At 73.2% G+C, this 12302-nt stretch carries 5 protein-coding genes; 4 read left to right on the top strand and 1 reads right to left on the bottom strand.

Annotated elements, in window-relative coordinates; all coding sequences use genetic code 11:
- Position 1 precedes the first annotated feature (1 nt).
- Entirely contained in the window at positions 2-265 is a 264-nt protein-coding gene (locus BG482_RS02555) for a phosphopantetheine-binding protein (RefSeq protein ID WP_141746534.1), read from the bottom strand.
- 334 nt (positions 266-599) lie between these two features.
- On the opposite strand from BG482_RS02555, the gene BG482_RS02560 reads away from it, so the two are divergent.
- Genes BG482_RS02560 through BG482_RS02575 form a run of 4 tightly spaced genes read left to right on the top strand, consistent with a single transcriptional unit; the run spans position 600 to position 12296 of the window.
- Complete coding sequence (locus BG482_RS02560; RefSeq protein WP_069767163.1) at positions 600-3785, top strand: amino acid adenylation domain-containing protein; 3186 nt, start codon at positions 600-602, stop codon at positions 3783-3785.
- Between the two features lie 20 nt (positions 3786-3805).
- Complete coding sequence (locus BG482_RS02565) at positions 3806-10822, top strand: non-ribosomal peptide synthetase (RefSeq protein WP_176741296.1); 7017 nt, start codon at positions 3806-3808, stop codon at positions 10820-10822.
- A gap of 42 nt (positions 10823-10864) precedes the next feature.
- Entirely contained in the window at positions 10865-11074 is a 210-nt protein-coding gene (locus BG482_RS02570) for an MbtH family protein (RefSeq protein ID WP_069767165.1), read from the top strand.
- Positions 11064-12296: a cytochrome P450 gene (locus BG482_RS02575; protein ID WP_069767166.1), complete on the top strand. Its 1233-nt coding sequence runs from the start codon at positions 11064-11066 to the stop codon at positions 12294-12296. The genes BG482_RS02570 and BG482_RS02575 overlap by 11 nt, the downstream gene beginning before the upstream one ends.
- Positions 12297-12302: the final 6 nt, after the last annotated feature.

The raw sequence follows: 12302 nt of genomic DNA on the forward strand, positions 1-12302 counted from the left end.
GTCAGCTCCCCGGGGTGTCGGTGGTGAGCAGACGGGCGATCGCCCCGGCTCCGTCCGCCTCGAGCACGTCGAGGTACTCGATCTCACGCCCCGTCAGTTCGTACAGACGGGTGGTCAGCAGGACCGCACGGAATGAATCGCCACCGTTCTCCAGAAATCCGGTGCCGGTATCGGCGCCGGGCCCCAGAATCTCACTCCAAAGACTCTCCACCAGACCCGCGGCCTCACTGGTGGAGACACCGGTTGGATATGAATTCGACTCCACTGAACAGTCCCCCGAATTCCATTGGTCCGAATTCTTCGCCACCTGCGTACATGGCGGGTAATTTCCTGGGCCAGCCAGGCGCCCGGCGCCGGGTCGCCGCCTCAACTGCCCGCGATCTCAAGGACCTACAGATTGAATACCCAGGCCACGCTACAGAGCCACCAATCGATGATCAACGTGACGCACGTCACATCGCTGATGTCCCGTTACACGCGGAAATCCGCCGGTGCGCCCCGGGAACGGTCAATCCGACTTCTTCCTTGACACCGGAAAAGGATCTTCCTAGCGTGGCTCTGTTATTTCATCGCACGGATTTGAGGCGGGGGCTCTCCGAATGTCTGACGATGCAGATCCAGAGAATGCGATCGGTCCGGCCGGCGCCGAGCAGACGCGATTCTTCCTGCTCGACCAACAGGGCGGCCGGGCGACCCTCGTCCACCACATCCGCGTCGACGGCCAGGTCGACCCCGACCGGTTGACGGCGGCCGTCCGGACGGTCGTCGCCGCCCAGCCGGCGCTGCGGACGTCCCTGCACCCCACTGCCGACGGCCTGTTGCGGCGCCTGCACCCCGCCGCCGACGTCGACATCGCGACCGAACGGTCCGCGGACGACACGGCGCTGACGGCGCGCATGGCCGAGATCGGCGCCCCGTTCGTCCACGGGCAGGGGCCGCTGTGCCGGGTCCGTGTCGTCGTCACCGGGGACGGCGCCCACTGCCTGGTGGGGATCCACCACGCGGTGTTCGACGAGGAATCGGCCGCCGTCCTGCTGCGGCTGCTCGCCGACGCCTACGCCGGCACACCGCTGCGGAGGGCCGACGACCGCAGACCGGCGCCGGACGCCGACCGCGTGGCGGCACTGGAGGCCTTCTGGTCCCGGGAACTCGACGGCTGCCCCGCCCACACCGCACTGCCCCGGATCGCGTCCGACGAACCGCCCGGCCACGCCACGGTGGCCCTGCGCGTCCCGGCGGAGCTGAGCGCGGCGATGCACCGGCGCGCCCGGGAGACAGGGGCGACCGCGTTCGCCCAGGTCCTCGCCGCATCAGCGGTGGTGACCGGCTGGTACAGCGGCAGCGACGACGTCGTCCTCGCCACCGTCGCCACCACCCGCACGAAGACTGACCAGGACGTCATCGGCTGTCTCCAGAACACCCTGCCGGTCCGCCTCCGGCTGGCCGGGGCCGACACCGCGTCCGTGTGCGACCTCGCCGCCGACGCCCTCTTCGACGCGCTCGACCACGTCGAGCTGCCCGTGGAGGACATCCTGCGGGTGAGCCGGGCCGAGCGCAGCCCGGGACGCAAACCCCTGACCGGGATCATCTGCACCCAGGCGTCCGCCCCCGCCCAGCTCACCGCGAGCGGCCTGGTCTGGCAGCTCACCCCACCCTCCGTGGCGGCCGGCGAGTACCCGCTCGCGGTGACCCTGCACCGGGCCCCCGACGGCGGCGCCCACCTGAGCGTCGAACACGACCGCGCCCAACTGCCCACCCGTGCCGCCGAACTCTTCGGCGAGCACCTGTTACGCGCCCTCTCCGCCCTCACCGCCGAACCGGCCGTCCCGCTCACCCGGCTGCGGCTGACCGGCGACAGCGGACCGCAAGCCGGCGCCGGGGAGAGCGGTCCCGCAACCGCTGCGAAGGCCGACGCCCAACCGCCCCCGAAAACCCTCACGGCCGTACCAGACCACGTCACCGAGCACGCCCGGCGCACCCCGGAGGCGACCGCGGTCGTGCACGACGGCGCACAGGTCGGCTACGCCGAACTGGACCACCGGGTCCGGAAACTGGCCGCCGCCCTGATCGAGGCGGGGGTACGGCCCGGTGACCGGGTGGCCGTGCGGCTGGAACGAGGCCCCGATCTGCTGGCGGCACTGCTCGCGGTCTGGCGGGCGGGCGCCGCCTATGTGCCGCTCGACCCCGACTACCCCGCCGGCCGGCTCCGGCTGATGATCGAGGACGCCCGGCCGTCCGCGATCATCGGCACCCCGGTACCCGGCACCGGCTCCGGGGCGGCCGCGGGCACGGTGGTCCTCGCACCGGACGCGGCGGCCCCGGAACCCGCGCAATGGCCGCGGATCCGCCCCGAGGACCCCGCCTACGTCATCTACACGTCCGGGTCGACCGGCAGGCCCAAGGGCGTGATCGTCCGCCACGAGAACCTGTCCGCGCTCTTCGCCGCCTTCGACCGGGAGTTGTCCGGCCCGCCCGCGGTCACCGTCGCGGCCACCAGCGTCTCCTTCGACATCAGCGCACTGGAGCTGTACTGGCCGCTCACCGCCGGCCGCGCCGTCCTGCTGACCTCGCACCGCGAGATCGCCGGTCAGGACGTACCCACAGGCGCCCTCTACCAGTGCACCCCCACGGTGGCGCGGATCCTGGCCGACGACCCGGACGGGCGCCGTCTGCTGGGCCGGCTCGGCACCCTGCTGGTGGGCGGGGAACAGCTGCCGCGCGACCTGGCCGACCGGCTGGACGCGCTGGTCCCCGGCGAGGTGCTCAACTGCTACGGCCCGACCGAGACCACGGTGTGGTCGACGGTGTGGCGGGTACGGCCGCACGTACCCGTGCACATCGGCCACCCCCTGGCGGGCGAGGAATGCCTGGTGGCCGATCCCCACGATCGGCCGCTGCCACCCGGCATGCCCGGTCGTCTGCTGATCCTCGGAGCGGGCGTCGGCTCCGGCTACTGGCGGCGGCCCGATCTCACCGCCGACCGGTTCCGGGAGTACGACGGCCGCGCCGGGTACGACACCGGCGATCTCGCGGTCCTCGACCCCGAGCACGGCCTGCGGTTCCTCGGCCGTGCCGACGGCCAGGTGAAGATCCTCGGCCAACGGATCGAACTCGCCGAGATCGAGAGCGTGCTGCGCGCCCATCCCGCGGTCCGCGACGCCCTTGTGGCCGTAGCCCCCGACGGCGCCACGGTCACCGCGTGTCTCGTTCCCGAGAGCGGCACCCCGGGCCCGGGCGGGCCCGTGCCGGCGCCACCGGAGCAGGCTGAGGAGATACGGCGGTACGCGGCCGCCTCTCTCGTACCCGCGATGGTGCCCGCCGTGTGGCTGCTCGTCGGGGAACTCCCCCAGCTGCCCAACGGCAAGATGGACCGGGCCACCGCGGGCGGCTGGGCGGTGCAGGCGCTGTCGTCCCGGTCCGGCCCGCCCGACGCGGAGCCCGCCGGGCAGGCCCTCGACGCCGTTCGCGGGGCCTGGGAACGCGTCCTCGGCGCCCCGGTCGCCGACCTGGACACCACCTTCTTCGACCTGGGCGGCACTTCCGCCGGACTCCTGCGGGTGCTCGTTCTGCTGGCAGACCGGTATCCGGAGCTGACCGCCGCCGAGCTCTTCCGTCACACCACCGTCCGTGGCCTGGCCCGGCGGCTCGACCCACCGGGCGGCCCGGGCGACGTGGACACCCCGGACGCCCGCCCGGACCGGACACCCGCCCGGGGAGCCGCCCGTGCCCGGGCGCTGGGCGAATGGCGCCGACGGACCGAACGATCCCAGCAGCGACACCCGTGACGACGAAGGGTCGACGATCAGTGAGCACCCATCAGACGGGCCAGGCGCAGGCACCGATGGCCGTCCTGCCGCAGACCGCCGTCGCGGCCACACCGCACCAGCAGCAGCTCTACCTCGCCCATGAGCTGACGCCGGACCACACGGCCCACGAGCTGCGCTTGACCGTCACCTTCGAGGGCACCACCGACACCGCGCGGCTGCGGTCCGCCGTGGCCGGGTGCGTACGGCGCCACGACGCGCTGCGCACCCGCTTCGCCTTCGAGGGCACCACTTTGGTGCAGTCGGTGCACGGCGAACCGCCGTCGTTGTGGGCGGAGCCGGACGCCGCCTTCGACCCGGAGCGGGGACCGCTGCTGCGGGCCGCCGTGGAACCCGCCGGCCGCACCGGTCTGCGGCTGACGCTGACCCTGCATCGCATGGTCGCCGACGAACGGTCCCTGGACCTTCTCCTCGACGAAATCCTGGCCGCCTGGCAGGCGGAGGACGGACCGCAGGCGACCCAGCCGGCCGCCTCGCCCGCACCGCAGTTCACCGAGTACGCCGCGGCCGTCGCGGACGGCCCCGTCGCCGCGTACGCGGACGCCGAGGACCTGGCACCGCCGCGGCTTCCGGGCGTCCTTCCCGACCGGGCCGCCACCCACCGGTTGCGCTTCCCGGCGGAGGCCGTCACGGGTCTGCGCGACCTGTGCGCGGCGGCCGGCGCCGACCTCGGGGACGGGCTGACCGCCCTGCTGGCCCTGCTGGTCGCCCTGTACACGGACACCGACGACGTCCTCCTCGCCACGGCCCGCGACGAGCGCGGGACCGCGTTCGCCTCCACCGTCGGCCCGTTCACCACTCCCTCGGCCGTCCACGCGGACCTGACCGGGGACCCGGACTTCCGCACCGTACTCGGACGGCTGCGGCGCCTGGCCCCTCGCGACGCCGGGGCCGGCTGGCCGGACGAACAGCCGCCGCTCCCCGTCGCCTTCGAGCTGCGCGCGACGCACACCGGCGTGCGGGAGCTGCCGGACGGGGTCGTCCTCACCCGCGAGGACACCCCCGCGCCGCACCCCCATGCGCTGCGGCTGACCGTCACGCCGGACGGGGAGGCCCGCTTCGACGCCGCCTGGCCCGACTGGCTGACCGAGCAGTTCGCCCGGCACTACGTCCAGCTCCTCACCGAGGTCGTACGGAGCCCGGGCCATCCGGTGCACACCCTCGCGGTGCCCACCGCCGGGCCCACCGCCCACACGGCGCCGGAGGCGAGCGAGGAGACCGTCCTCGACCGGTTCGCCCGTCATGCCGCAGACCGGCCCGACGCCGTCGCGGTCCGCCACGGCGGGGAACAGCTCACCTACGCCGAGCTCGACCGGCGCTCCAACCGGCTCGCCCGGCACCTGCGGCAGCTCGGCGTGGGCCGCGAGGTCCTGGTCGGCCTGAGCGCAGAACGGTCCTCGGACCTGGTCGTGGCGATCCTGGGCATCCAGAAGGCCGGCGGCGCCTACGTCCCGCTGGACCCGGCGTACCCGCAGGCCCGGCTGTCCTTCATCGTGCGGGACACCGCGCTGACCCATGTACTGGTCGACGGGCGGCCGGGCGCCTGGCTGGACGGCTTCACCGGCGCCGTGGTCTCGCTCCGGGACGACGCGGCCGTCATCGCCGCGCACCCGGCCGAGGCACCGGACCACCGGGTCCACCCGGACGACCTGGCGTACGTCATCCACACCTCCGGTTCCACGGGAGAGCCCAAGGGCACCCTCGTCCCGCACCGCAATGTCGCCCGGCTGTTCACCTCGACCCGGCACTGGTTCGGGTTCGGGCCCGAAGACGTCTGGACGCTGTTCCACTCCTACGCCTTCGACTTCTCGGTGTGGGAGCTGTGGGGTGCGCTGGCCCACGGCGGCCGACTGATCGTCGTCCCCTTCGAGACCAGCCGGGACCCCGGTGCGTTCCTGCGGCTCCTGGGCGCCGAAGGCGTCACCGTCCTCAACCAGACTCCGTCGGCGTTCGCCGTGCTGATGCGCGAGGAGGACCGAGCGGACGTCGCCGTACCGGCCCTCAGGTACGTGGTGTTCGGCGGCGAAGCGCTGGAGCCGCGAACGCTGCGCCCGTGGTTCGCACGGCATCCCGACGGACCGCGCCTGGTGAACATGTACGGCATCACCGAGACGACCGTCCATGTCACCTACCGGCCGATCTCACCGCGGGACGCCGAGGAGGGCACCGGCAGCGTCATCGGCGTCGCCATCCCGGACCTCGCGCTGGACGTCCTCGACCACCGGGGCCGCCCCGTGCCCGACGGGGTCACCGGCGAACTGTACGTGCGTGGTGCCGGACTCGCCCGGGGCTACCTCGGGCGCCCGGAGCTGACCGCGGCCCGCTTCGTCACGCTGCCCGGCGGCCGGGCCTATCGCACCGGCGACCTGGTCCGGCGGCTTCCCGGAGGGGAGCTGGAGTACTGCGGCCGGGCCGACGACCAGATGAAGATCCGGGGCTTCCGGATCGAGCCGGGAGAGGTGGAGGCGGCACTCGTCGGGCATCCGAACGTACGGGAGGCCCTGGTGTCGGCCGTCGACGACGGCCCGGACGGCGGCCCGCGGCTCGTGGCCCACGTCGTGTCCGAGCGGACCGACCTGGACGCGGCGGAACTGCGGGACCACCTCCTCGACGCGCTGCCTCCCCATATGGTTCCGGCGGCCTTCGTGGTGCTCGACCACTTCCCGCTCACCGTCAACGGCAAGGTCGACAGGCGCCGGCTGCCCTCCCCGTCCCGCGCGGCCGACGTGCCGGTCACGGCCTCGGCCAACCGGGCGGAGGAGATCCTCGTCCAGGTCTGGAGCGAGGTGCTCGGCCATGAGCGGGTGGGCACCGACGAGAACTACTTCCTGCTGGGCGGCGACTCGATCCGCACCATCGCCCTGCTCAGCCGGGCCCGGGAGAAAGGGCTGGACTTCCGGCTCCAGGACCTCCTTCGGTACCAGACGATCCGGGACCTGGCCCCGCACACCTCACTCGTCGCCCCCGGCAGCGGGGGCACCCGGTACCGGCCGCTGTCGCTGCTCACCGCCGAGGACCGGGCCGCGCTGCCCGCCGACGTCGAGGACGCCTTCCCACTCTCCCAGTTGCAGGCCGGCATGCTCTACCACAGCGAGCTGGACGCGGCCGAGCGGATCTACCACAACGTCTGCGGATACCACATCCGGGCCGCCTGGTCCGAGGACGCCTGGCGCACCGCCCTGGACTCGATGACGGCCGACCACCAGATCCTGCGAGCCTCCTTCCACCTCGAAGGTTTCGGTGAACCGCTCCAGCTGGTGCACCGCCGCGTCACGGCCCCGGTCTCCTTCGAGGATCTGCGCCACCTGGACGAGGCCGGGCGGCGAACCGCCCTGGACGAGCGGTTCGCCGCCGAGAAGCAGACCCCGTTCTCCTGGGAGCAGGCCCCGCTGATCCGGTTCCATTTGCAGCGGCTGACCGACCGCACCTTCCAGCTGTGGGTCACGGAGCACCACGCGATCCTCGACGGCTGGAGCGAGCGCTCGCTGATCACCGAGCTGTTCGACCGCTATCTGCGGTGCGTCGACGGATCCGGGACATCCGGGATCGTGTTCCCCGAACCGCCCGCCGCCCGGTTCGGCGCGTTCGTCGCGGAGGAACGCGCTGCCGTGGCCGACGAGGAGCACCGCGCCTTCTGGGCGGAACACCTGGCCGACTGCGAGTTCACGGCCCTGCCCCGGCTGCGGCCCGCCACGGGGCGGCCCGACATGCGCATCGTCCCCGTGGAGTTGCCGTCGGCCGAGGCGTCGGCACTGACCGAGCGCGCCGAACGGCTCGGGGTGCCGATGCGTACCCTGCTGCTCGCCGCCCACCTGCGCGTGGTCTCTCTGCTCACCGGCAGCCCGGACGTCGTCACCGGCGTCGTCTACAACGGCCGTACCGAGGACCGCGACGGCGACCGGGTGCTGGGCATGTTCCTCAACACCCTGCCCTTCCGGACCCGGCTGAGCGGAGGCGCCTGGGACGACCTGGTGACCGCCGTCAACGGCACCGACATCGCCGTACAGCCGCACCGGCGCTTCCCCATGCCGGAGATCAAGCGTGCCGTAGGAGGCCGGGAGCTGTTCGACAGCTTCTTCAACTTCACCCGCTTCCACGTCTACCGCTCGGTCCTGGACCGCGCGGCCGAACTGGAAGTGCTCGACGAGCGGCGCGTCACCAACACCAGCATCCCGTTCGGCGCGGAGTTCTCCCAGGACCTCGTCTCGGCCGCGGTACGACTGCATCTGCGCTACGACGCCGACCGGTTCACCGACGAGCAGATCGCCGAGATCGGCGGCTACTACCGTCGGACGCTCATCGCGCTGGCCACCACTCCCGGGGACCGGTACGAACACACCGTGCTGCTCTCCGAGACGGAGCTGCGCCGACTCGACCGGTGGCACGGCGATCCCGTCCCACGGGACGGCAATCCCTTCTTCCCGGCCCTGTTCGAGGCCCGGGCACAGGAGCGGCCGCACGCGCCGGCCGTCGTCGACGGCCGCACCACGCTCGGCTACGCGGAGCTGAACTCCCGGGCCAACCGGCTGGCCCGGGAACTGCTCGCCCGCGGCGCCGGCCCCGGCCGCATCGTCGCGCTCGCCCTGCCCCGCTCGGCCGACGTGCTCGTGGCCCTGGTGGCGGTGCTGAAGACCGGCGCCGCCTATCTGCCCGTCGACCCGCAGTACCCGCGGGAACGGATCGCCCTGCTGCTGACGGACGCCCGGCCGACGCTCCTGGTGACCACCGCCGGGACGGACCGTTCCCTGCCCGCGGCCGACGTCCCGCGGCTCGTCCTGGACGACCCCGCGGTCGACCTGGCCTGCCGGCCCGACGGCGATGTCACCGACGCGGAGCGTCCACGCCCGCTGAGCCCGGCCGACCCGGCGTACATCATCTACACGTCCGGGTCCACCGGGCGGCCCAAGGGCGTGGTCGTCTCCCACGCCAACATGGCCGACCTGCTGGCCTGGCTGGCCGGCTTCCTCGGCACGGAAGGGCTCACCCAGGTGCAGGCCACCACCTCGGTCAGCTTCGACGTCTCCGTCTTCGAGATCTTCGGCCCGCTCGCCACGGGCGGCACCGTCCGGATCCACCGGGATCTGCTCGCCCTGGCCGAGGAGGAGACCCTGGCGGCCGGCCCGGTCACCGCGCCGGCCCTGGTCAGCGGGGTGCCCTCGGTCTTCGCCGACCTGATCCGGCGCCTGGACCCGGCGGTCACCGCGGGAACGGTGGTGCTGGCCGGCGAACAGCTGGGCGCCGCGGTGGCGAACGAGATCGCGGCGGCGTTCCCCGGCGCACGCGTCGCCAACATCTACGGGCCCAGCGAGGCTCCCGTCTACGCCACCGGCTGGCTCGGCGGCGGTCCCTTCGACCAGGCGCCCCCGGTGGGCCGCCCGTCCTGGAACACCCGCGCCTACGTTCTCGACCAGGGACTGTGCCCGGTCCCCGTGGGCGTGCCCGGCGAGCTCTATCTGGGCGGCCCGGGCCTCGCCACCGGTTATCTCGGCAGGCCTTCGCTGACCGCGGAGCGCTTCGTCGCCGACCCGTACGGCGAGCCGGGAGCCCGGATGTACCGCACGGGGGACCTGGTGCGTTGGCTGCCGGACGGCAACCTCGACTTCCTCGGACGGCTCGACGACCAGGTCAAGGTCAACGGCTTCCGGATCGAGCTGGGCGAGGTGGAGGCGACCCTCGCCCGCCACGCCCACGTGGCACAGGCGGCCGTCGTGGTCCGCGAGGACCGGCCCGGCGACCGCAGACTGGTCGGCTACGTCGTCCTCGAACCCGGGGCCACGACCGACGGCCGGGCGCTGCGCCGCCATGTCGAGGGCGCCCTGCCCCGGCACATGGTGCCGATGGTCGTCACCCTGCCGGCCCTGCCCCGCACCCCCAACGGCAAGCTGGACCGGCGGGCGCTGCCCGCGCCGGCCCCCGGCAGCGCGGCGGGCCGCGAGGAGCGGCCGCCCGGCACCCCCCTGGAGAAGGAGCTGGCCGCGCTCTTCGGCGAGGTCCTGGGCGTGGACGGGCCGGCCGGCCGGCCCGGTGCCCACGACAGTTTCTTCGAGCTCGGCGGTCACTCGCTGCTCGCCTTCCGGCTGCTGGCGCTGCTGCGCTCCCGGTTCGGGGCCCGGTTCGGCATCGACACACTGTTCCGCACCCCGACCGTCGCCGGTCTGGCCGCCCTCCTCGACGGTCCGGCGCCGGAGGCGCACCCGGACGGTGCGCTGGACGTGCTGCTCCCGCTGCGGCCGCAGGGCGGCCGGGAGCCGCTGTTCTGCTTCCACCCCGGCGTCGGGCTCGGCTGGGTGTACTCGGGTCTGCTGCGCCACCTGGATGCCGAGCGCCCGGTCCACGCTCTCCAGTCCCGCGGCCTGGAGGACCCCGCCGCCCTGGTCCCCGACCTGGCCGCGATGGCCAGGGACCATGTGGCTCAGCTGCGGTCCGTCCAGCCCCGCGGTCCCTACCACCTGTTGGGCTGGTCCATGGGCGGCATCCTCGCCCACGAGGCGGCCCGGCTGCTGCGCGCCGAGGGCGAGGAGGTCGCGCTGCTGGCGCTGCTCGACTCCTATCCCCGGCGCCCGGACGCCCGCCCGGTGGACTACGACCAGCCCGAGGCCCTCGCGGAGGTGCTGCACTCGCTCGGGATCCGGCAGCCGGACGGCGCGCCGCCGCTCGACCCGGCGGCAGCCCTGCGCGTCCTGACGGAGCACGGCAGCCCGCTCGGCACGCTGTCCAGCGATCAACTGGCCTCGGTGGCCGAGGTGTTCACCAACAACGTCAACGCTCAGCGGCGCCACGACTCCCGGCCCGTCGACGTGGACCTGCTGTTCTTCGAGGCGATGGAGGACAAGGCCCCGGATCCCGAGGGGCCGGGCGACTGGGCACCGTACACGAGTGGAGGGATCGAGAGTCATCCGATCGCCTGCCGCCACGGTGACATGCTCGCCCCCGGCCCGCTGGCCGACATCGCCGCCGTGCTCGCCCGGCGCCTGGACGGCCCGGGCCACAGCGCGTGAGCACTCCCGCCGGCATCCTGCCCGACCTGTCAGGAGACACCTGTGAGAAGTCCCTTCGACGCCCCGGCCGACACCGCGGGCCGTTTCCTCGCTCTGGTCAACGACCGGCACGAGTACTCGCTGTGGCCCGCGAAGGCGGACGTGCCGGCAGGGTGGTCGGTCGCGTACGGGCCGGCCGCCCGGGCGGACTGCCTGGAGCTGATCGAACGATCCTGGGCGGACGACCTCATCGGGGCATCGCATGACCGCTGACCTCACCGGCGCCCTCGCCGGTTCCACTATCCCCTTCCACCTGATCGACCCTGCCCTGCACCCGGACCCGGACGCCTGCGACGCCTGGCGCGAACTGCGGGCGGAGCACCCGGTGGTCCGGTGCGAGACCGGCAACGGCGGCCCGGGGTTCTGGGCGGTCACGCGGTACCGTGACATCGCCACGGTCTACCGGGACACCGTGCGGCTCGGTTCGGAGCAGGGCAACATGCTCGGCACCCTGCTCACCGGCGGGGACTCCGCGGGCGGCCAGATGCTGGTGGTCACCGATCCGCCCCGGCACACCGCCGTGCGCCGCATGCTGATGGGCGCGTTCTCGGCCCGCGCCATGGCCCCGGTCGTGGACGGCGTCAGGGCCGCCACCCGGAGTCTGGTGGCGGCCCTGGTGGAGGCGGGCGGGGGCGACTTCGTCGCCGATGTCGCGGCGCAGATCCCGCTCGTCGCGATCTGTGAACTGCTCGCCGTGCCGCCGTCGGACCGCGCCGCGATGCTGGAGATGACCATGGCCGCGCTGGGCGCGGACGGTTCGCAGGAGTCCCAGGAAGAGGCCGCGGCGGCCCAGCAGGAGATCCTGCTCTACTACGCCGGTCTGCTCCCCGGCCGCCGCAAGGCGCCCGGCGAGGACATCGTGAGCCTGCTCGCCACCGAGGAGGCCGACGGCGCCCGGCTCAGCGACGCCGAGGTGCTGCTGAACTGCTACAACATCATCATCGGCGGCGACGAGACGACACGGCTGTCGTCCGCGGGCGCGGCGCTGGCCCTGATGGAGCACCCGGAGCAGTGGGAGCGGCTGCGCCAGGACGAGGGGCTGCTCGATCCCGCGGTGGAGGAGGTGCTGCGCTGGACGACTCCGGTGACGCACATCGGCCGTACCGCCACGGTGGACATCGAGCTGAGGGACCGGCGGATCACCGCCGGCGACATAGTCACGCTCTGGAACATCTCGGCGAACCGGGACGAGGAGATCTTCCAGGATCCCTACCGCTTCGACGTCTCCCGCACCCCGAACCGGCACCTGACCCTCGGCCACGGCCCGCACTTCTGCCTGGGCGGTCCGCTGGCCCGGGTGGAACTGCGGGTCATGCTGGAGGAGTTGCGCAGTCAGGTCGGTGAACTGCAGGCGGCCGGACCGGTCGAACGGATGGCCTCCAGCTTCCTGACCGGCGTCAGCCGGCTCCCGGTGCGATGTTCGGCGGGTTCGTGACGGGCC

The organism is Streptomyces sp. LUP30 (assembly GCF_001746365.1).
In the GTDB taxonomy this organism is placed as follows: domain Bacteria; phylum Actinomycetota; class Actinomycetes; order Streptomycetales; family Streptomycetaceae; genus Streptomyces.

Excerpts from the sequence above, each read along its gene's own strand:
- BG482_RS02575 (WP_069767166.1), top strand. The coding sequence starts at position 11,064 with ATGACCGCTGACCTCACCGGCGCCCTCGCCGGTTCCACTATCCCCTTC.
- BG482_RS02560 (WP_069767163.1), top strand. The coding sequence starts at position 600 with ATGTCTGACGATGCAGATCCAGAGAATGCGATCGGTCCGGCCGGCGCC.